General features: G+C 72.0%; 16 protein-coding genes. All 16 read right to left on the reverse strand.

The genetic code is table 11. From position 1 onward, the window contains the following. Nucleotides 1-16: 16 nt before the first annotated feature. The gene (gene fusA, locus GLX25_RS10995) at nucleotides 17-2,131 is read right to left on the reverse strand and encodes an elongation factor G (RefSeq protein ID WP_166548733.1); all 2,115 of its coding nucleotides are present in this window, start codon (nucleotides 2,129-2,131) and stop codon (nucleotides 17-19) included. A gap of 95 nt (nucleotides 2,132-2,226) precedes the next feature. Next, nucleotides 2,227-2,697, reverse strand: a complete 471-nt coding sequence (gene rpsG, locus GLX25_RS11000) for a 30S ribosomal protein S7 (RefSeq protein WP_121477586.1) — start codon at nucleotides 2,695-2,697, stop codon at nucleotides 2,227-2,229. Further along, the gene (rpsL, locus tag GLX25_RS11005; RefSeq protein WP_022889720.1) at nucleotides 2,697-3,071 is read right to left on the reverse strand and encodes a 30S ribosomal protein S12; all 375 of its coding nucleotides are present in this window, start codon (nucleotides 3,069-3,071) and stop codon (nucleotides 2,697-2,699) included. The genes rpsG and rpsL overlap by 1 nt, the downstream gene beginning before the upstream one ends. 313 nt (nucleotides 3,072-3,384) lie before the next feature. Further along, nucleotides 3,385-4,032: a spermidine/putrescine ABC transporter substrate-binding protein gene (locus tag GLX25_RS11010; protein WP_166548734.1), complete on the reverse strand. Its 648-nt coding sequence runs from the start codon at nucleotides 4,030-4,032 to the stop codon at nucleotides 3,385-3,387. A 73-nt stretch (nucleotides 4,033-4,105) separates the two neighbouring features. Next, nucleotides 4,106-4,582, reverse strand: a complete 477-nt coding sequence (locus GLX25_RS11015; RefSeq protein ID WP_155842510.1) for a hypothetical protein — start codon at nucleotides 4,580-4,582, stop codon at nucleotides 4,106-4,108. 79 nt (nucleotides 4,583-4,661) lie between these two features. Beyond that, on the reverse strand, nucleotides 4,662-4,952 hold the full coding sequence (locus GLX25_RS11020; protein WP_240898312.1) for a WXG100 family type VII secretion target: 291 nt from the start codon (nucleotides 4,950-4,952) through the stop codon (nucleotides 4,662-4,664). 108 nt (nucleotides 4,953-5,060) lie between these two features. After that, a complete protein-coding gene (locus tag GLX25_RS11025) occupies nucleotides 5,061-5,951 on the reverse strand; it encodes a hypothetical protein (RefSeq protein ID WP_155842511.1) in 891 nt (296 codons plus the stop codon). Beyond that, nucleotides 5,948-6,508 carry a hypothetical protein gene (locus tag GLX25_RS11030; protein WP_155842512.1) on the reverse strand — a complete coding sequence of 187 codons (561 nt, stop codon included), beginning with the start codon at nucleotides 6,506-6,508 and terminating at the stop codon, nucleotides 5,948-5,950. The genes GLX25_RS11025 and GLX25_RS11030 overlap by 4 nt, the downstream gene beginning before the upstream one ends. After that, a complete protein-coding gene (locus tag GLX25_RS11035; RefSeq protein WP_155842513.1) occupies nucleotides 6,505-7,125 on the reverse strand; it encodes a hypothetical protein in 621 nt (206 codons plus the stop codon). The genes GLX25_RS11030 and GLX25_RS11035 overlap by 4 nt, the downstream gene beginning before the upstream one ends. Continuing rightward, nucleotides 7,122-8,384: a hypothetical protein gene (locus tag GLX25_RS11040; RefSeq protein WP_155842514.1), complete on the reverse strand. Its 1,263-nt coding sequence runs from the start codon at nucleotides 8,382-8,384 to the stop codon at nucleotides 7,122-7,124. The genes GLX25_RS11035 and GLX25_RS11040 overlap by 4 nt, the downstream gene beginning before the upstream one ends. Nucleotides 8,385-8,392: 8 nt before the next feature. Continuing rightward, nucleotides 8,393-8,698, reverse strand: a complete 306-nt coding sequence (locus GLX25_RS11045) for a flagellar protein FlgN (protein WP_155842515.1) — start codon at nucleotides 8,696-8,698, stop codon at nucleotides 8,393-8,395. A gap of 79 nt (nucleotides 8,699-8,777) precedes the next feature. Continuing rightward, nucleotides 8,778-13,259 carry an FtsK/SpoIIIE domain-containing protein gene (locus GLX25_RS11050; RefSeq protein WP_155842516.1) on the reverse strand — a complete coding sequence of 1,494 codons (4,482 nt, stop codon included), beginning with the start codon at nucleotides 13,257-13,259 and terminating at the stop codon, nucleotides 8,778-8,780. After that, the gene (locus tag GLX25_RS11055) at nucleotides 13,256-14,461 is read right to left on the reverse strand and encodes an RDD family protein (protein WP_155842517.1); all 1,206 of its coding nucleotides are present in this window, start codon (nucleotides 14,459-14,461) and stop codon (nucleotides 13,256-13,258) included. The genes GLX25_RS11050 and GLX25_RS11055 overlap by 4 nt, the downstream gene beginning before the upstream one ends. 119 nt (nucleotides 14,462-14,580) lie before the next feature. Next, complete coding sequence (locus tag GLX25_RS11060) at nucleotides 14,581-15,729, reverse strand: hypothetical protein (RefSeq protein WP_155842518.1); 1,149 nt, start codon at nucleotides 15,727-15,729, stop codon at nucleotides 14,581-14,583. 127 nt (nucleotides 15,730-15,856) lie between these two features. Beyond that, complete coding sequence (locus GLX25_RS11065) at nucleotides 15,857-16,531, reverse strand: hypothetical protein (RefSeq protein WP_155842519.1); 675 nt, start codon at nucleotides 16,529-16,531, stop codon at nucleotides 15,857-15,859. Nucleotides 16,532-16,693: 162 nt separating this feature from the next. After that, complete coding sequence (gene rpoC, locus GLX25_RS11070; protein WP_155842520.1) at nucleotides 16,694-20,596, reverse strand: DNA-directed RNA polymerase subunit beta'; 3,903 nt, start codon at nucleotides 20,594-20,596, stop codon at nucleotides 16,694-16,696. Nucleotides 20,597-20,602 lie beyond the last annotated feature (6 nt).

A 20,602-nucleotide genomic window follows, 5' to 3' on the forward strand; every position in this document is an offset into this window, starting at 1 on the left:
TCCGTGCGTTCGGGCGCTACTCGCCCTTGTTCTTCTGGACGATCTCCTCGGCCACGGCCTTCGGGACCTCCGCGTAGCTCTCGAACTCCATCGAGTACACCGCGCGGCCCGAGGTCTTGGACCGCAGGTCTCCGATGTAGCCGAACATCTCCGAGAGCGGGACGTGCGCACGCACGACCTTCACGCCGGCGGCGTCCTCCATGGACTGGATCTGGCCGCGGCGCGAGTTCAGGTCGCCGATGACGTCGCCCATGTACTCCTCGGGAGTACGGACCTCGACGGCCATCAGCGGCTCGAGCAGGACGGGGTTCGCCTTCCGAGCGGCCTCCTTGAAGCCCATCGAACCGGCGATCTTGAACGCCATCTCCGAGGAGTCGACGTCGTGGGCGGCACCGTCGGTGAGGGTCGCCTTGACGCCCACCATCGGGTAGCCGGCCAGGATGCCGACCTGCATCGCGTCCTGGAAGCCCGCGTCGACCGACGGGATGTACTCGCGCGGGACGCGACCACCCGTGACGGCGTTCTCGAACTCGTAGGTCTTGTCGCCCTCGACCTCGAGCGGCTCGAGCTTGAACTGGATCTTCGCGAACTGGCCCGAGCCACCCGTCTGCTTCTTGTGGGTGTAGTCGTGGCGGTCGACCGCGCGGCGGATCGTCTCGCGGTAGGCCACCTGCGGCTTGCCGACGTTGGCCTCGACCTTGAACTCGCGCTTCATGCGGTCCACGAGGATGTCGAGGTGCAGCTCGCCCATGCCCTTGATGACCGTCTGGCCGGTCTCCGGGTTGAGCTCGGTGCGGAAGGTCGGGTCCTCCTCGGCGAGCTTCTGGATCGCCGTGCCGAGCTTCTCCTGGTCGGCCTTGGTCTTCGGCTCGATGGCGACCTCGATGACGGGGTCCGGGAAGGTCATCGACTCGAGGACGACCTGGTTGTCCGGGTCGCACAGGGTGTCGCCGGTGGTGGTGTCCTTCAGGCCGATGACGGCGTAGATGTTGCCCGCCGTGACCGAGTCGACCGGGTTCTCCTTGTTGGCGTGCATCTGGAAGATCTTCCCGATGCGCTCCTTCTTGCCCTTGGTCGAGTTGATGACCTGGGCGCCGGAGTCGAGACGACCCGAGTAGACGCGCACGTAGGTGAGGCGACCGAAGAACGGGTGCACCGCGACCTTGAACGCGAGCGCCGAGAACGGCTCGGTCGCGTCGGCGTGGCGCTCGATGATCTTCTCCTCGTCGCGCACGTCGTGGCCCTGGACGGCGGGCACGTCGAGCGGCGACGGCAGGAAGTCGATGACCGCGTCGAGCATGGGCTGCACGCCGCGGTTCTTGAACGCCGAGCCGCAGAGCACGGGGTAGATCTCGGAGTTGACGGTGAGCTTGCGGATCGCGCCCTTGATCTCGGCGACCGTGAGCTCCTCGCCGCCGAAGAACTTCTCGAGCAGCTCGTCGCTGGTCTCGGCGACGGTCTCGAGCAGCTGCTGGCGGTACTCGTCGGCCTTGTCCTTCAGGTCGGCCGGGATCTCCTGGACCTCGTACTTGGCGCCCATGGTCACGTCGCCCTTGGCGTCGCCGGGCCACACGAGGGCGCGCATCTCGATGAGGTCGATGACGCCGACGAAGTCGTTCTCGGCGCCGATCGGGAGCTGGAGCACGAGGGGCTTCGCGCCGAGGCGCTTGATGATCGTGTCGACGGTGAAGTAGAAGTCCGCGCCGAGCTTGTCCATCTTGTTGACGAAGCAGATGCGGGGGACGTTGTACTTGTCGGCCTGGCGCCACACGGTCTCGGACTGGGGCTCCACGCCCTCCTTGCCGTCGAAGACGGCGACCGCGCCGTCGAGCACGCGCAGCGAGCGCTCCACCTCGACGGTGAAGTCGACATGGCCGGGCGTGTCGATGATGTTGATCTGGTTCTTGTTCCAGAAGCAGGTGACCGCCGCGGACGTGATGGTGATGCCGCGCTCCTTCTCCTGCTCCATCCAGTCGGTGGTCGACGCGCCGTCGTGCGTCTCGCCGATCTTGTGGTTGACGCCCGTGTAGAACAGGATGCGCTCGGTCGTGGTGGTCTTGCCGGCATCGATGTGCGCCATGATGCCGATATTGCGGACCTTGTTCAGGTCGGTGAGCACGTCAAGTGCCACGGGGTTCCTCCGGATGGTCAGGAAGGGAAGGGTGGGGGTGAGCGGATGCCGCGTGGCGTCCGCGAGCGCACGGCCCGCGGCATCCGCTCGGCCCGCTACCAGCGGTAGTGGGCGAACGCGCGGTTCGACTCGGCCATCTTGTGGGTGTCCTCGCGGCGCTTGACCGCGGCACCCAGGCCGTTCGAGGCGTCGAGGATCTCGTTGGTGAGACGCTCGGTCATGGTCTTCTCGCGGCGGGCCTTGGCGTAGCTGGTGAGCCAGCGGAGCGCCAGGGTGTTCGCACGGTGCGGCTTGACCTCGACGGGGACCTGGTAGGTCGAGCCGCCGACGCGGCGCGACCGGACCTCGAGGGTCGGGCGCACGTTGTCCAGGGCCTTCTTCAGGACCGCGACGGCGTCCTGGCCGGACTTGTTCGCGACGTTCTCGAGCGCCTCGTAGACGATGCGCTGCGCGAGGTCCTTCTTGCCGTCGATGAGGATCTTGTTGACGAGCTGGCTGACGACCGGCGAACCGTAGACCGGGTCGGCGACGACGGGGCGCTTCGGAGCGGGACCCTTGCGAGGCATTACTTCTTCTCCATCTTCGCGCCGTAGCGGCTACGAGCCTGCTTGCGGTTCTTCACGGCCTGCGTGTCGAGCGCGCCGCGGATGATCTTGTAGCGGACACCCGGGAGGTCCTTCACACGACCGCCGCGCACGAGCACCATCGAGTGCTCCTGCAGGTTGTGGCCCTCACCGGGGATGTAGGCGGTGACCTCGGTGCCGTTCGAGAGCTTCACGCGGGCGACCTTGCGGAGCGCCGAGTTCGGCTTCTTCGGGGTGGTGGTGTACACACGCGTGCACACGCCGCGCTGCTGGGGGTTGGCCTTCAGGGCGGGAGCCTTGGTCTTGGTGACCTTCGGCGAGCGACCCTTGCGGACCAACTGCTGAATGGTTGGCACTGCTTCTCCTTGTTGTGCTGCACGGTGACAGCGTTGATGGATTTCACATCACGACCCACCGGCACCGCCGAGCGGCGCTGCCTTTTCAGTGGTGGGTATGCCGTGGGGGCTTCCGGCCGTTCGACCGCCGCCCTGGTGCGCGCACTGCGAGAACCCGCGCCGTCTCCGTGGACCCCGAGGGCCCGCGGGCACAGCACGAGCGCGCGGCAACGCGCACACCCGATCAATGGTAATGCGGCGTCACGATGCGGTCAAATGGGTCTCGACGGGGCGCTTCGCGTCCCACTCGACCGCCGGTGCGGAGACCGCGGGCTCAGTTCGCCCATCCGGGAGCGTCGAGCTCGCGATCGAGGTCGGCGAGCAGCTCGGCCACCTGCGGCTCGACGAGCCGCTCGACCGCATTGGCGATGCGCTGGCGGTGCCGCGCGAGCTCCGCGCAGATGCGGCGGCCGAGCTGCTTGGCGAAGTCGTCGGCGAGGCGGACCTCCTCGCGGAGCGCCTCCTTCTCCTGCGGGGTGAACGGACGCGGCGCCGGCTCGGCGGCCTCGGCCGCGGCATCCGCCTCGAGCCCCTGCAGGGTGAAGAGGAACGGCTCGCCCGGCGTCGGGTCGGGATCGAGCTCGAGCCCGAGGAACTCCGGATCGAGGCCCTCGCCCGCCCGGTAGGGCCGCCGCGCCTTGCGCTCCTCGGCGAGGCGGATCTCACGGTGCAGCATGGGGAGGTTGCGCGCGGTGTAGTCGTCGACCGCGACGTCGATGATGCCCTTCATGCGCATCGAGAACGCGTGCTGCACCGGGTGCGGCACGTCGACGTCGAGCCCGGCCGCGGCGAGGATCGGCGAGCCGAAGCAGCGCGTGCAGAGGCGCACCCGTCCGCGGTGCGTGCCCGGCCGCCACCGCGGCAGCCACGCCAGCCAGCGGTCGACCTCGTGGCTCACCCGGGCCTCGACCGATCCCTCCACGCGGTTCACCCTACTGCGGGGGGCGGTGCGCGCCCGCGAACCGGTGAACGGATGTCCCGCCGCGGGCGGCGGGTCACTCGTCGTCGTCGCGCTCCCAGGGCCACCGGGGCCGTTCGACCCCGCCCTCCTCGGCACGGACCGTCACCGCGGCGAGGAGCGCGACGAGGGCGCTCGCGACCGGGATGATGAGCCCGAACCCGACCGACATGAACGACAGGGCGAACAGGAACGCCGCGAGGATCGTCCCGGTCGACGCCGCGTACGCGATCGTCGCCGCGACGACGCCCGTCGCCCACGTGAGGAGGAACGCGAGGCCCGCGAGCGACCACGCGCGGATCCCGCGCGTCAGGCTCGCTCCGAGGAGGAGCAGGAGCGCACCGACGGCGGCGCCGATCGTGATCGGTCCGACGAGGCGGCCGGCCGCGGGATCGGCGATCGGCTCGAGGTCGGCGAGCAGGCTCGTGAACCCGAACGCCGCCACGATCAGCGCGACGTCGAGCGCGGCCGCGAAGCCGGCGACCGCCCACGCCGAGGTCGGGTTCGACGCCATGCTCCGAGCCTACGCCGCCCCGACGACGAGAGGTGGGCGGGACCGTGCGGTCCCGCCCACCTCTCGAAACCGGGTCGGATCAGCGCCCGGCGAGCTGCTGGTCGAGGTCCTGGATGGCCTGCATCATCCCGCGGAGGGCCTCGCCCATCTCGCCGATGCCGTCGACGGCGGACTTCAGGCCCGTCGTGAGCTCCTCGTAGCCCTGGCCGAACTTGCCGGAGGCGTGCTGGGTCTTGAAGTCGTTGCCGAGCAGGTTGTCGACCGACGCCTTCAGCTGGTCGAGCTGCGACTGGATGTCGTCGCGTGCGTCCGACAGCTTGCTCGCCATCGCCTCCATCTCGCCGTACGAGGCGCCGAAATCTGCGGCCATCGTGGAACCTTCCTTCGTTCGGGATCATCGCCCGCGACTGCGAGCCGGTGCCCCCAGCCTACGGACGGCACCACCGGCCGGACATGGGGAGCACTCCCCACGGACTCGTCAGCGCTCCCCTGTCGCGAACGCGGCGGCGAGCTCGGGCGAGGCGGCCACCGCGGTCGAGGTGAGCACCAGTTCGCCCGGAAGGCCGGGTCGGTCGCGCGGGGGCATCCCGCGTTCGTCGAGGATGCGGTGGGCGCTCGCCAGGTCGTCCTCGACGCGCGCGCGCACGGCCGGGTCGACCGCGGCCCACGCCGAACCGAGCCGCGCGATCGCGTCGGCGAGGACGGAGCCGCCGAGGTCGGCCTGCGCCCGCGCGAACTCGTCCATGCGCCGACGGGTCGCCGCGCGCTCCGCCGGCGAGGCGCCGAGCGCCACGACGGTGGCGGCCGACGCGACGCCGACGAGCACGGCCAGGCCGGCGACCGCGGCGACGAACGTGCCGGCGGTGGCCGCGACGAGGCCGCCGAGGACGGCGCTCATGACGAGCGCGGCGAGGCAGAGCGCCGCGGCGCTCCACACGGTCGCCACCACCCCGGTCGTCGGCGCGGCGGCGCGCCGGAGGGGCAGGAGCGCGGCGGCGATCAGGATCGCCGCCGTCCAGACGAGACCCGTGATCCACGGCAGCACGTCGGGGGCGTCGAACACCGCGCGGCCGAGGTGGAACGCCGCGGCGAAGCAGGCCGCGAGCACCCCGCCGACGAGCGCGGCGGTGCGCGCGCCCGACCGACCGAGCTCGGCGCCCGCGCTGCCGTCGCGCGCGCGGAGCTCGACGAGGCCCTCGGCGCGCGCCGTGCGGAGGCCGGCCACGGTCTCGGAGACGCAGGCGTCGACCTGGTCCGCGTAGCGCGGAACGGCGGAGACCGCCGCGCGGTCGAGCCGGCTCAGCCGGTAGGCGACGTCCGCGCCGCTCGCCGTGCGGGCCCACGACGTCGCGGGTCCGTCCGCGCTCACGGGACCACCCGGAGCGAGCCGACGACCGGATCGGCGAAGCGCTGCATCGTGCCGACGACCTCGCGATGGGCGAGCTCCGAGAACACCAGGCCGATCATCCCCGGCAGCACGAGGCCGTAGGAGATGCCGGCGAGCGTCGCTCCCGCACCGTCGGGCCGGGTGGTGACGTACGCCACGCGGTAGCCGTGCGGCACGGACTCCGTCTCGAACTCCTCGACCACGGGCTCGCCGAGCAGGCCGTCGTCGGGCAGCATCCACTCGATCGACGCCGAGGCGATCGCCTCGGAATCGACGCCCTCCGGCAGCACCCGCAACGACGCGTGCAGCACGCCCGTCATCGGCATCGTCGACGGGCGGAAGTACAGCGACGTGTCGATCCCCTCGCGACGTCGGCCGAGCGCCTCCCGCGCGGCCGCCTCGAGCTCGTCGGCGAGGCCCGCGAGCGGGCCCTGCGCGTACGCGGCGCGCTGCTCGGCGACCCACATTCCGTCGGCACCGGCTCCGGCGGCGGGCATGATCGACCACGTGTCGCCGGGGTGGGCGACCTCGTACCTCATGCGCCGCTCCAGCGGAAGGTCGACATGATCGCGTCGGCGAGCACGCCGGCGGCGCGCACGGTCTCGTCGTCGAGGCGCTCGCCGGCCGCCGCGGACGGCACGACCGCGCTGAACAGCAGCGCCTCGCACCGCTGGGTTCCGGGCACCGCGACGAGGTAGTCGAACGACCGGACCGAGACCTCGCCGCCCGGCACGCGGTGCGTGTGCTCCTCCTCCCAGCGCAGGAGCACGCCGTCGTCGCCGAGGGTGCGCGCACCGCGGTCGCGTCGCAGGGCGACGACGTGCGGGTCGAGCGGACCGCCGCCGGGCGCCGTGAGCCGGATCGCGGTGATCGACAGCGGGAACAGCTCGTCGGCGGGAACGTCCGCCGGGTAGATCAGCCGGACCGGCTCGCGGCGGAGGAACTCCTCGGCGGCGCGGTCGAGGATCGACCGGAACTGCGCGTCGAGGTCGGGGCGATGGGCGGATCGGAGGACCGCGGACGTCCGTGCGGCGAGGTCGGAGAACGCCTCCCGCGTGGGCGGGACCGACGCCCAGCCGCGCGGCAGAAGCAGCACGAAGGGCGGGAGTCCGGGTCTCGATGCGCCGGTGAGTTCGTCGCGCAGGCTCGGGATCATCGCCACGAGTCTACGGTCCGGTCCTGCTGGAAGGTGCTCACCTGTTCGCTCGCCCAGTCGTACACGGAGTAGGCCGTGACCTGCGCCTGCCGGTACCCCCAGTGGAGGTCCCACGCGCCGGCGCCGGTCGCGGAGTCGCCGACCCCGAGCAGTCGGCCGAAGAACATGTCCGCCCCACGCGTGACCTGCACCTGCTCGCCGACGTAGGGCGCGCCCGAGATGATCCGTTGGATGAAGCGGGAGCCGCCCGTGGCGGCGTCGAAGCCGACGCCCGCGCTGCCCCAGTCGGCGCGCGCGAGGTCGTCGATGCGGCCGAGGTGGGTGCGCAGCGCGGCGAAGTCCTCCCCCGCGAGCATCACGTTGCGGAACCCGGAGAGGCGGGGGAAGCGCGAACCCGCGCTCGCGACCGAACCGAGGTCGGCGAGCTTGCCGAGCTTGCCGAACGGGATGACCCCGATGATCGCCATCGCCAGATCCTTGCCGTCCTTCCGGCCCTTGGCGAAGAGCACGACCGTGCCGAGCAGCGTGAGGATCGCGACGATCGTCGCGAGCGCCGCGATGAGCGGACCGCCGACGATGAGCGCCGCGAGCACCAGCGCGATCCCGACGAACTCGAGCACCGTGACGAGCCCCTCGACGAAGGGGAGGACGTCGTCCCAGAAGCCGTCCTTCACGCCGTCCTCGTTGGCGTCGCGCAGGCCGCTGAGCGCGGTGTCGTACGCCGCGTCCCACGTGTCGTAGTACCCGTCGAACCGGCGGGCGGCCTCCTCCCACTCCTCCTTCGCGGTCGTGAGCGACGTGGTCGCCGAGGCGGTGGCAGTGTCGCGGGCGTCGGTGCTCCCGTCCGCGCCCTCGGGAGTGCGCTCCGCGTCGTCGACGTCGGACGCGCGCGAGCGCACGGCCTCCCAGAGCGACTCGCAGTCGCCCGCGGCCCGGTTCAGTCCGGGGGCGATGTCGGCCACGACCTGCCCGTACGCCTTCAGCGCGGTGCCGCTCGGGGCGTACCGCTCCCCGGCCTTCCTGAGGTCGGCGTGCACCTCCTCGCCCTGGTCGCGGACCTCGTCGAGCGAGAGGCCGGTTCCGACCTGCCCGTCGACCATCAGCTTGAGCGTGTCGGCAGCCCGCAGCATCCGCTCGCCGAGGCTCTCGACCTGCCCGCCGCGCGCGACGATGGTCGAGCCGGTGTCGGCGATCCGGTCGATGTCCCGGCCCTTCGGCGACTCGGGCATGGTGCGGTGGAAGTAGGCGGTGTTCCCCATGTCGCTCGTCAACCGCCGTTCTGCTCGAGGCTGGACTGCAGGTCGAGGTCGAGCTGCTGCCAGGCGTCCCTGACGCCCTCGACCCGCTCCTGCAGCTCGACGAGGTGGTTCCTCAGGGTCTCGCGCTTGTCGTCCCACGCGCCCTCGAACGCGTCGGCCGCGTCGCGGAGACCCGTGCGCCCGAACGGGCGCCCGATCGCCTCGAGCAGCGGGTCCGTGCGGGAGCCGGCGTCCTCGAACTCGATGACGATGTCCTTCAGCGCCCGGTCCAGTTCGGCCATCGACGCGAGCGGGATCAGCACCTCGTCGCTCATCGTTCTCCTCTCGACCCCGTCACGCTAGCCTCGGCCGGCGTCGCCGCGACATGGGGAGCGCTGCCCACCGGCCGCGCGATCATCCGCCGTGCGGCAGTTGCACGAGCGTGGCCCGGCCGTCCTGCACGAAGAACCCGCGTCCCTCCGGGAAGTCGGAGCGCTTGACCTTCGGGAACGGCGTCTTGAACACCGAGTCGCCGTCGTACGCGTCGGGCTTCAGGGCGACGCCGCGACGGCCCGCCTTGAAGTCGCCCACGAAGCCGAACCCGCTCGACAGGTTCGCCACGTCGGCGTCCCCGACGAGGAAGTGCTCGCTGCGGTTGACCGCCTGGAAGAGCTCCTTGAGCGGGCGCTCGGCCTCGGAGTCGGCGAACTGCGTGACGTTCTCGACCGCGATCAGGTAGCGGCCCGGCACGGCCGGGTCGCCGATCACGTCGAGGAGTTCACGGGCGAGGGCCTTGACGTCGTCGACGCTCGTGGCGCTCCGCATCCAGTCCGCGTGCCCGGTGAGCGCCGCCCGACGTCCGGCCATGTGGAACAGCCGCACGTCCGGGTCGTGCCGGCGCACGGCGTCGATGACGGCGCGCATCGCGGTCGTCTTGCCGCTCTGCGGCGGACCGGTGATCGCGAACGTGCCCACGGGTTCGAAGCCGATCGGCGCGAGCGTGTCATCCGAGAGACCGAGCGCGGGCTCGCCCTCGACCGAGTCGGGGAGCTCCCGCGCCCCGAACGACGCGGGAAGGGAGCGGATCGGGGACACCTCGTCGGCGCCGGCGGCGCGGAGCCGGCCGGCGAGCGCCTCGAGCGCCCTGGTCTGCTCGGCCACGTTCGCGGTGCCGCCGAGCACGGCGACCTGCGACTCGAGGCCGTCGACGATCGCGCGTCCGGGCGCCGAGCGATCGTCGAGCACGTCCTTCGGCACGCCGAGCACCTGGTAGCCCCCGTCGTCGGAGAGCCGCAGCACGATGCGCCTGGTGACGTTGGCGCTCACCGCGGTCGGCACGGCGCCCGACCGGTCGGCGGTCGCGACGACGTGCACGCCGAGCGGGCGACCCTCGGCCAGCAGCCGCATGACGACGTTGTAGAACGGCATGCGCACGGTCGTGGAGTCCCAGTCGGCCTTGAACTGCGCGAAGCCGTCGATGACGAGCAGCACGCGCGGTTCGCGGATGCCGGTGAGCTCGCGGTACTCGCTGAGGCTCGCCGCGTTCGCGGCGCTGAACGCGCGGCCGCGACGGTCGAGCAGCTCGTCGAGCGTGCGGAGCAGTCGCTGGATGCGCTCGGGGTCGTCGCCCGCGATGACGGATCCGACGTGCGGCAGCGCCTCGAGCGAGCGCAGCGCGCCGGAGCCGAAGTCGAGCCCGTACACCGCCGCACCGCCGAGCTCGGGTCGCAGGCCGATCGAGACGGCGAGCGTGCGCAGCAGCGTGGACTTCCCCGACCCGCTCGTGCCGAAGACGAGCATGGCGCCGTCGCGGTCGGGGGCGAACGCCACGGGCGACTGCACCTGGCGCTCGGGCACGTCCGCGAGGCCGAACACGACCTCGCCGTCGCCGCGCATCGGCAGGTCCTCGACGGCGACGGTCGTCGCGAGGTCGTCGAGCCAGGGGCGCCGAGGCGCCGGGATGCCGGCCGCCGCCGCCGCGCGGATGAACGCGTCGACCATGCGCTTCTGGTCGTTCGGGCCCGGGTCGCCCTCGTGCACGTCGGCATCGGCCACGCCGTCGCGCTCCCACACGACGGTGGATCCGAAGCGCAGTTCGGCGAGGCGCACGTCCGCGACCTCCGGCTCGTCGCTCGTCCAGCCGCCGGCGTACGCGGACTGGAACGGCACGAGACGCCCGGGTCCGGTCTTCGCGATGCCGCGACCGGGGATGCCGGGGTCGAAGCCCGCCGCGACCGCGTCGCCGACGACGTCGCGCGAGTCCGACTCGTCGGCCATCCGGAGCGCGACGCGCAGGTTGGTGTTCGCTCGCAGGTTGTCCTTGATGACGCCGGCCGGACGCTGCGTCGCCATGATGAGGTGGATGCCGAGCGAGCGCCCGCGCTGCGCGATGTCGACGACGCCGTCGACGAACTCGGGCACGTCGCCGGCCAGCGCGGCGAACTCGTCGATCACGATGACGAGCGCGGGCGGGGTCTCGGGGTCCTGCCGCTTCTCGAGCTCGAGCAGGTCCTTGGCCTTCTTGCGGTTGAACAGGTGCTCGCGGTGGTGCAGCTCGGCCCGGAGGCTCGTGAGCGCGCGCCGCACGAGGTGCGGGCTGAGGTCGGTCACGAGGCCCACGCAGTGCGGCAGCTCGACGCAGTCGGCGAAGGCCGACCCGCCCTTGTAGTCGACGAACAGGAACGTCACCCGGTCGGGGCTGTACTCGGCCGCCATCCCGAGCACCCACGCCTGCAGGAACTCGGACTTGCCGGCGCCGGTCGTCCCGCCGACGAGCGCGTGCGGGCCCTGGGTCCGCAGGTCGAGCGTCATGGCATCCGGACTGCCCTGGCCGACGAACGCCTTCAGCGTCCCGGCGCGCTTCAGGCGCGGCAGCCTGACGCCGGAGCGGTCGACGACCGACGCGTTCTGCCGCCACCGTTCGACGACGCTCTCGGCGTCGCGCGCCATCTCGCCGCCGATGAGCGAGAGCATCGAGACGCTGCGCGGCAGGTCGCTCGCGTCCTCGACGACGGTGCTCGCGTCGACGACGGGCGCGAGCCGGCGGGCGAACACCTCGGCGTAGCGGAGCGAGACGCCCTCGACCGCGACGTCCTCGTACTCGAGGCCCGAGCGCACGACGCCGACGCGCCCGCGTTCGAGCCCGGCGGTCACGTCGACGAAGGTGCGGCAGGCGGCGGGCAGGGACTCGACCGTGGGCGCGACGAACACGGCGTGGATGCCGACCTCGGCGCCGCGCTCGATGAGCTGGACGAGGCGCGGCCGGTCGACGGGCGCCTCGGCCGAGACGATGAGGACGAGCGCCGAGTCGGGCCGGGACTCCTCGCGGACGCCGCCCGGCGTGCCGATGCGCGAGCCCCGTGCCATCGAGCCGTCCTCGTCGGCGAGCGGGCCTCGGCGCACCGGCGGCGCCGAGAGCCGCTGCAGGATGAGCTCCTCGAGCGAGCTGAGGAGGGCCGCGCCCGCCGAGGCGCTGTCCGCGAGCGGCGCGCCCGCGACCGGGTTCCGCTCCCCCGACGTGTGCGGCAGCCACTTCAGCCAGTCGAGCTCGCGGCTCCACGCCGGGTCGACGATCGCGGCGGCGACGACGTCGTTCGGCGCGTGCAGGCCGAAGAGCTGCACGGCGATGCCGCGCAGCGCGTCCGCCGCGAGGTTCGCCGGGCCGGCGATGCCGAGCGCGCCCGAGCTCGCCAGCAGCTCCATGACGGGCACGTCGTCGATGTCGCGGTAGCGGTCGCGGAGCACGTCGACCTGTCGCGCGTACGTCGGGATGCCCTCGCTCGCACCCTCCGAGTCGCGGATCGAGTTCCGGCTGCGCGCCCGCCCGACGCCGAGGCGCAGCGCCAGGAAGTTCCAGTGCTCGGGACGCCGCGTCCAGAGCATCGGACCGAGGCGCATCGCCTGCTCGTACACCGTCGCGACGGGAGGCGTCTCGTCGTGCCGCCGCTCGCGTTCCACGTGCCGTTCGCGCTCGAGCGTCTCCTCGAGCTCCTCGAGCCGCACCTCGAACGTCTCGACCTCGCGCTGCAGCTTCTTCCCGCTGCCCATGCGCTGGCCGAGGTAGTTGCCGAGCAGCATGACCGGGGTCAGCACGACGATGAGCAGCGACGCCGGTCGCTGCGTGATCGCGAAGATGCCGAGGCCCATGAGGATGGGCGAGGCGATCATCGGCCACGGGAAGAGCCGCGGGGTCTCCTCGCTCGGCACGCGGGGCTCGGGGTGGGCGGTGCCCGGGTAGCGAGCCTCGACCCGGGGCGACCGGTTGAACATGAGCGCACCGCCGCGCTCGAGCACCGGGTCGGCCGCGGCATCCGTGCCGGCCACCGCGCTGAACGAGACGACCGTGTCGCCGATCGTGACGCGGACGCCCGGGAGGGCCCGCACGCGCGCGACCTGGCCGCCGTCGACGAGGAGGCCGTTGGCCGAGTTCAGGTCGACGAGCTCGACGACCTGGTCGACCTCGACGCGTGCGTGCCGCTTCGAGACGAGGGGGTCGGCGAGCACCACGTCGGCATCGGCCGCGCGCCCGATCACCCCGTGGCCGCGGCGGAGCGGGAACTCGCGCCCCGCGTCCGGCCCGGAGTGGACGTGCATGATCGCGACCGGCGCGTCCGCGGCCGCGCTGCGCGCCGCCGGCGAGACGACGGCCGCGTTGAAGCCCGACCCGATCGGGGCGTCGGCCGCGAGCGTGTCGGGGTCGAGCACCACGGGCTCCGACGACGTCGGCGGAGCGACGGCGAGCGTCAACGGCCCGGGATGCACGGGAAGGTGCGCCGACGCGGGGTCGGTGTCGGCCACCGCGCGCGCGACGTCGCCCACGGTCGCGGTCGCGTCGGCCGTGACGACGACGTCGACGCCCGCGCCCGACTGCCGGCGGAGTCCGAGCTTGAGCCTCATGCGCCGACCGCCTCGATGCGGAACTCGAGCCCGCCGAGGCGGACGGCCGTGCCCGGGGCGACGGCGCACGGCACGCCGGGCTCGAGGTCGCGCTCGACCCCGGCCGCATCGACGACGGACGTGCCGTTGCTCGACCAGCGGTCCGTGACGCGGATGCCGCGGGCATCGACCTCCACCGCGGCGTGCGTCTTCGACAGCCCCATGCTCGCGTCCGCGAGCGGGACCAGCGCGACGTCGACCGGATCGGCGTCGGCCCGCGCGGGTCCGCGTCCGAGCAGGGTGGTGCCGGATGCCGCGATCCGCGCGCCGTCCGCGAAGACGAGCGTGACGGCGGGTGCCGGCGCGGTCGCGGGCCCGGGCCTCGCGTCGAGGGCGGGGGTCGGGGACGCCGCGACCGATGCCGCCCCCAGCGGCGGCGGCGTCCACCCGCCCGCCCCGGCGTCGGGGACGCCCGCGAGCGAGGGAGCCGCGGCGACGACGCCCGAGCTCGACCGCGCGGCGGGGATGAACGTGCGCTCGTCGATCCCGCGCTCGGACGCGAGCGAGGGCAGCGTCGCTCGCTGCGCGAGCGGTTCGGACTCGACCCGCCGCCGCGCGTGGCGGAGCGCCTTGGCGTCGAACGGATCCAGGCCGTTGCGGGCGTCGACGAGCCAGCAGCGGCCGATCCGGTCGAGCCAGCTGCGGCCGCGACGCCCGGGGTCCCACAGGCCGGATGCGAAGCAGATCGCGGGGCCGCCGAGGGGCAGGACGACCTGGGACGCCCACAGCACGAGCGCCCGCAGTGCGACCCGCCAGAACCCCGGCCGCTCGAACGTCGCGACGTTCACCGACCGGAGTCCGAACGACGCCTTGCCGATCGTGACGCCGCGACGGCCGTGGAGCGCGAGCTGGACGATCCCGAGCACGCCGAGGAGGACCTGTCCCACGCCGACGAGGACCAGGGGGCCGACGAGCGCCGCGACATCCGCCGTCGCCTCGATCGCCCCGGCCCCGGTCGCCGTCAGGGCGACGACGAGCTGCAGCCAACCGATGACCGCCGGCACCGCGACCAGCACCCACACGGCCGCGTCGATCGCGAACGCGGCGGACCGACGACCGTTCGGAGCGGCCACGAGCCCGAGCGCCGCCGCGTACGCGGGATCGGGCCGGCCGTCGGTCGCGGTGCCGGGGACGGCATCGGCGGTCCGCATCGTGATGCTCAACAGCGCTCCTCGGGTGTGCAGGGTCAGGGAGCCACCCAAGCAGGCCGGGTGCGCCAGGTCGATGGGGAGCGCTCACCATGAGCGCACCCCAGACGAGGGTACCCGGACGATCGCCTCCGCTAGCGCGAGGTCGTCACCGGCTGCGGCCCGGCCGCGAGCTGCCGGTCGTACTCCTCGCGAGCCCGGACGTTCCGCTCGGCGACCGCGCGCCCGCGCGCGGAGATCCACCCGCCGAACCAGATGGGCAGCTCGCGGGCGACGATGAACGCGATGATCGCGAACGGGTCGACCCAGCGCTCCGCGACGAACTCCGCGGCCTGCTGCGGCGTGAACTGCCACGCCGCGACCGTGAGGAGCGAACCGCCGATGTAGGAGAAGTAGACGACGATGCCGACCGCGAGGCCGAAGACGGCCCAGGTCCACCACGCGGCGCGGTTGAGGATCGCCGCGAGCAGTGCGAAGGCGAGGAAGAAGAAGACGACCGGGACCCAGAACACCGGCTGCGCCAGGAACTCCGTGTAGACGCGGATGCCGTCGCCGCGGCCGGCTCCGTACCACGTGATCACGAGGTAGGAGATGCCCGCGTACAGCAGGGCGAACGCGACCGTCGCGATCAGGCCGACGAGCACGCCGAAGCCGCGGTTGCCCTTCTCCTTCGGCGGGGTGGGGGCCTGGACGTAGATGGTCTGCGGCAGCGGGGGGGCCGGCGCCTCCGGCGCGGCCGTGGCCGCACCGACGCCCGCTGCGGCCCCGACGCCTGCGGCGCCGACCGTCTCGGGGACCCCGGTCTCGCGGCGGACCGCCTCGGCGCGCACCGGTTCGGGGTGCTCCTCGATGGTCGCGGTCTCGTCGGCGACGGGCGGGTGATCCGTCCGGGCCCGCTCGACGGCGGCGTCGAGCTCGGAACGCTCGGCGGGCGCGTCGGCGTCCGCCGACGCGACCGGTGCGGTCGCCGCAGCCGCAGTGGGCTCGGCGGGCGCGGTCTCCTCCGCCCCCTCCCTCCCGGTGAAGTCGTGCTCGTCGGCGGACGAGGTCGGGTCGGGAGCGGCGACCGGCTGCTCGACGCGATCGACGTGCTCCGCGTCGGGAGCCGTCGGGTCGACCTGCGCCTGCTCGGCTGCGACGTCGTCGCTCGTGGCGGCGTCCGCCGGCGACGAGTCGCCGGCGTCGGCGGTCGTCGGCGCATCGTCCGCGGCGGGCCCGTCGGGCAGGCCGTCACGGTCGAGGTCGCCGCGGCCGGGCTCGGATCCGGGGGTCGTGCTGCTCATCGTCCGCTCCTTCCGGGCAGCATCGGCCGCCCGTGGTGCGGCTCACTCTAGCAACGCGCCGCCGCGCGGCCGGGAAGCGCGCGCGGGACGTCGCCCGCGCGTCGACGTGCCCGCCCCGGCCGGGGTCTCAGGCGAAGAGCTGCGAGACGATGTCGAGGGTGTAGCCGCTCACGGCGGGGCCGTCCCAGCGCGTGGCGATCCACAGGCCCTCGCGGATGAAGTGCGATTCGCCGGCCGAGCCGGCGACGCCCTCGAACTCGAGGATGCAGCGCGTGCCGCCCTCCTCCTGGTAGCACTCCTGGCCGGCCGCCTGGAACGCGGCGATCGCCGCCGCGGTCTGGGCCTCGTCGACGCTCGCGACGTTCGTCACGAGGCCCACGCGTCCGTCGCCGCCCTCGGGGGGAAGCCACGAGCAGGTGAGCTGCGAGGTCTCCTGCAGCACCGGCAGGGCGCCCGCGTCATCCGTGCCGTAGAGGGCGGGTGCCCCGTCTGCGGTCGACCACTCCGGGTTCAGGACGTACTCGGGCGCGAAGGTGCTCGACCAGTCGAACGTGTAGATCGCCGCGCAGTCGGTCGGGATGCGCTCGTCGCGCACGGGCTCCGGAGTCGGGACCGCGACCGGTGCCGGCGCCGCCTCGGCGGACGGCGCGGGACGCGACTGCGCCGTCGACTCGGCGTTCTCGCTGCCCGGTGCGGGCAGGGCCAGGACCACGACGAGCGCGACGACCGCGATCACCAGCGCGGATGCGGCGACGATGAGCAGCGTCCTCGATCGGCGGGTGGCGGGGGCAGCGTCTGGCATGTGGGCTCCGGGTCGGAATCGGATGGGGGCGACCGCCCGAGATACTAGCCCGCGCACCTGAGTGCCGTCATCAGGTGGGGGCGATCGGACGACGACGGGCCCCGGATCGCTCCGGGGCCCGTCGTGGTGCGCGGGCGGCGGCGAGGCCGCCGCCCGCGGGGATCAGCTGTAGTTGCCGGGGGTGAAGTCGTCGCTCGAGAACGAGTCGAAGTCGACGAAGCTGAGGTCGCCCTCGGTGAACGACGCGTCGTCGGCGAAGATGCGGTTCGGGTACCGCTCCGCCTTCGCCTCCTCGGTCGCCTCGACGGTGACGTTCCGGTACTTGGCGAGGCCCGTACCGGCCGGGATCAGCTTGCCGATGATCACGTTCTCCTTGAGGCCGACGAGCGGGTCGGACTTGCCCTCCATGGCGGCCTGCGTGAGCACGCGGGTCGTCTCCTGGAAGGACGCGGCCGACAGCCACGACTCGGTCGCGAGCGAGGCCTTGGTGATGCCCATGACCTCCTGGCGCGCCGACGCCGTCCGCTTGCCCTCGGTGAGCGCGGCCCGGTTGATCTCGTTGTACCGCGAGCGGTCGACGAGCTCGCCCGGAAGCAGCTCGGTGTCGCCGTGGTCGACCACGGTCACCTTGCGCAGCATCTGGCGGACGATGACCTCGATGTGCTTGTCGTGGATCGGCACGCCCTGCGAGCGGTACACGTCCTGCACGCCGTTCACCAGGTGCTTCTGCACCTCGCGCACGCCCTTGACCCGGAGGACCTCCTTCGGGTCGACCGTGCCGACGATCAGCTGCTGGCCGAGCTCGACGTGCTGGCCGTCCTCGACGAGCAGCGTCGAGCGCTTGAGCACGTTGTACGCGATCGGCTCGTCGCCGTTGTCGGGCGTGAGGATGACCTTGCGCTGCTTCTCGGTCTCGTCGATCGTGATGCGACCGGGGGCCTCGACGATGGGCGACGCACCCTTGGGGGTGCGGGCCTCGAAGAGCTCCTGCACGCGGGGAAGACCCTGCGTGATGTCGTCGGCCGAGGCCGAGCCACCGGTGTGGAAGGTGCGCATCGTGAGCTGGGTGCCCGGCTCGCCGATCGACTGCGCCGCGATGATGCCGACGGCCTCGCCGATGTCGACGAGCTTGCCGGTCGCGAGCGAACGGCCGTAGCACTTCGCGCAGACGCCGACCGCCGACTCGCAGGTGAGCACCGAGCGGACCTTGATCGACTCGACGCCCGCCGCGACGAGCTTGTCGATGAGCACGTCGCCGACGTCGTCGCCGGCCTCGGCGACGACCTCGCCCTTGGCGTTCACCGCGTCGGTCGCGAGCGACCGGGCGAACACCGAGTTCTCGACGTTCGGGTCGCGCACGAGCGCACCCGTCGAGTCGACCGTGGCGATCGGGAGCTCGAGGCCCTTCGACGTGCCGCAGTCGTCCTCGCGGATGATGACGTCCTGCGAGACGTCGACCAGACGACGCGTGAGGTAGCCCGAGTCGGCCGTACGGAGGGCCGTGTCGGCCAGGCCCTTGCGGGCGCCGTGCGTGGCGATGAAGTACTCCGCCACCGACAGCCCCTCGCGGTACGAGGAGATGATCGGGCGCGGGATGATCTCGCCCTTCGGGTTGTTCACGAGGCCTCGCATGCCGGCGATGTTGCGCACCTGCAGCCAGTTGCCTCGAGCGCCCGAGGTCACCATGCGGTTGATGGTGTTGCCCTGGTTCGCGGCGAACTCCTCCTGCATGGCCTTCGCGACCTCGTCGGTCGCCTTGGTCCAGATCTGGATGAGCTCCTGACGGCGCTCGAGGTCGGTCGTGAGACCCTTCTCGAACTGCGACTGGACCTTCGCGGCCTGCTTCTCGTACTTCGAGACGATCTCCCGCTTCTGCGGCAGCTCGACGATGTCGGAGAGCGCGACGGTCACGCCGGAACGGGTCGCCCAGCGGAAGCCGGCGTCCTTGATCCGGTCGAGCGTCGCGGCCACCTCGGTCTTCGGGTAGCGCTCGGCGAGGTCGTTGACGATCTGCGAGATCTGCGACTTGCCGGCCTGCGCGTTGAAGAACGGGTAGTCCGCCGGGAGCGCCTCGTTGAAGAGGGCGCGACCGAGGGTCGTCTCCATCAGGAACGGCTCGCCCGCCACGAAGCCCTCGGGCTCCTGGCCCTCGGCGAAGTGCAGCCCCTCGAGGCGGATCTTCACCGTGGCGCCCAGGTCGAGCACGAGCTCGCCCGGACGGTTCTGGTCGAACGCGAGGATCGCCTCGGCGATCGACGAGAACGCACGGCCCTCACCGGCCGCACCCTCGATGACCGTCGTCAGGTGGTGCAGGCCGATGATCATGTCCTGCGAGGGCAGGGTCACCGGACGGCCGTCCGACGGCTTGAGGATGTTGTTCGACGCCAGCATGAGGATGCGGGCCTCGGCCTGCGCCTCGACCGACAGCGGCAGGTGCACGGCCATCTGGTCGCCGTCGAAGTCCGCGTTGAACGCGGCGCAGACGAGCGGGTGGAGCTGGATGGCCTTGCCCTCGACCAGCTGCGGCTCGAAGGCCTGGATGCCGAGGCGGTGCAGCGTGGGCGCGCGGTTCAGCAGCACGGGGCGCTCGCGGATGATCTCCTCGAGCACGTCCCACACCTGCGGACGCGAACGCTCCACCATGCGCTTGGCGGCCTTGATGTTCTGCGCGTGGCTGAGGTCGATCAGGCGCTTGATGACGAACGGCTTGAACAGCTCGAGCGCCATCTGCTTCGGCAGGCCGCACTGGTGCAGCTTGAGCTGCGGACCGACGACGATGACCGAACGGCCCGAGTAGTCCACGCGCTTGCCGAGCAGGTTCTGGCGGAAGCGGCCCTGCTTGCCCTTGAGCATGTCGCTCAGGGACTTCAGGGCGCGGTTGCCGGTGCCCGTGACGGGGCGGCCGCGGCGGCCGTTGTCGAACAGCGCGTCGACGGCCTCCTGGAGCATCCGCTTCTCGTTGTTCACGATGATCTCGGGCGCGCCGAGGTCGAGCAGGCGACGGAGGCGGTTGTTGCGGTTGATCACGCGACGGTAGAGGTCGTTCAGGTCGGAGGTCGCGAAGCGACCGCCGTCGAGCTGGACCATCGGGCGCAACTCCGGCGGGATCACCGGGACGACGTCGAGGACCATGGCGGCCGGCGAGTTGCCGGTCTGCAGGAACGAGTTGACGACCTTGAGCCGCTTGATGGCGCGGATCTTCTTCTGGCCCTTGCCCTCGGCGATCTGCAGGTGCAGGTCCTCCGCCTCGGCGGCCAGGTCGAACGACTCGAGGCGCTTCTTGATCGCCTCGGCGCCCATGTAGGCCTCGAAGTACATGCCGAAGCGGTCCTGGAGCTCCTGGAAGACCGAGTCCTCGGGCTTCAGGTCGCCGACCTTCAGCGTGCGGAAGTCCTCCCACACGCGCTCGAGGTGCGCGATCTGCTCGTCGCCCGACTTGCGGACGCCGGCCATCTCCTTGTCGGCCGCGGCCTCGGCGCGCTTGCGCTGGTCGGACTTGGCGCCCTCGGCCTCGAGTGCCGCGAGCTCCTCCTCCTTGCGCTGCATGAGCTCGGCGATGCGAGCGTCACGGGCGTCGCCGATGGCCTTGATCTCGAGCCGGAGCTCGTTCTCGAGGCCGGGCATGTCGGCGTGACGACCCTCGTCGTCGACGTCGATCACCATGTAGGCGGCGAAGTAGATGACCTTCTCGAGGTCCTTCGGCGCCATGTCGAGCAGGTACCCGAGGCGCGAGGGCACGCCCTTGAAGTACCAGATGTGCGTCACGGGCGCGGCCAGCTCGATGTGGCCCATCCGCTCGCGGCGGACCGAGGACTTGGTGACCTCGACACCGCATCGCTCGCAGACGATGCCCTTGAAGCGGACGCGCTTGTACTTGCCGCAGGCGCACTCCCAGTCGCGGCTGGGTCCGAAGATCTGCTCGCCGAAGAGCCCGTCCTTCTCGGGCTTCAGCGTGCGGTAGTTGATGGTCTCGGGCTTCTTGACCTCGCCGTAGGACCACTTGCGGATGTCCTCGGCGGTCGCCAGGCCGATACGGAGCTCATCGAACGTCGTTGCGTCGAGCAATTTCTC

The sequence above is a fragment of the Agromyces luteolus genome (genome assembly GCF_009729855.1).
Lineage (GTDB): Bacteria > Actinomycetota > Actinomycetes > Actinomycetales > Microbacteriaceae > Agromyces > Agromyces luteolus.

Coding starts and splice junctions, on each gene's coding strand:
- rpsG (WP_121477586.1), bottom strand. CDS start 2,697: ATGCCTCGCAAGGGTCCCGCTCCGAAGCGCCCCGTCGTCGCCGACCCG.
- GLX25_RS11015 (WP_155842510.1), bottom strand. CDS start 4,582: ATGGCGTCGAACCCGACCTCGGCGTGGGCGGTCGCCGGCTTCGCGGCC.
- GLX25_RS11020 (WP_240898312.1), bottom strand. CDS start 4,952: ATGGCCGCAGATTTCGGCGCCTCGTACGGCGAGATGGAGGCGATGGCG.
- GLX25_RS11030 (WP_155842512.1), bottom strand. CDS start 6,508: ATGAGGTACGAGGTCGCCCACCCCGGCGACACGTGGTCGATCATGCCC.
- GLX25_RS11035 (WP_155842513.1), bottom strand. CDS start 7,125: ATGATCCCGAGCCTGCGCGACGAACTCACCGGCGCATCGAGACCCGGA.
- GLX25_RS11040 (WP_155842514.1), bottom strand. CDS start 8,384: ATGGGGAACACCGCCTACTTCCACCGCACCATGCCCGAGTCGCCGAAG.
- GLX25_RS11045 (WP_155842515.1), bottom strand. CDS start 8,698: ATGAGCGACGAGGTGCTGATCCCGCTCGCGTCGATGGCCGAACTGGAC.
- GLX25_RS11050 (WP_155842516.1), bottom strand. CDS start 13,259: ATGAGGCTCAAGCTCGGACTCCGCCGGCAGTCGGGCGCGGGCGTCGAC.
- GLX25_RS11060 (WP_155842518.1), bottom strand. CDS start 15,729: ATGAGCAGCACGACCCCCGGATCCGAGCCCGGCCGCGGCGACCTCGAC.
- GLX25_RS11065 (WP_155842519.1), bottom strand. CDS start 16,531: ATGCCAGACGCTGCCCCCGCCACCCGCCGATCGAGGACGCTGCTCATC.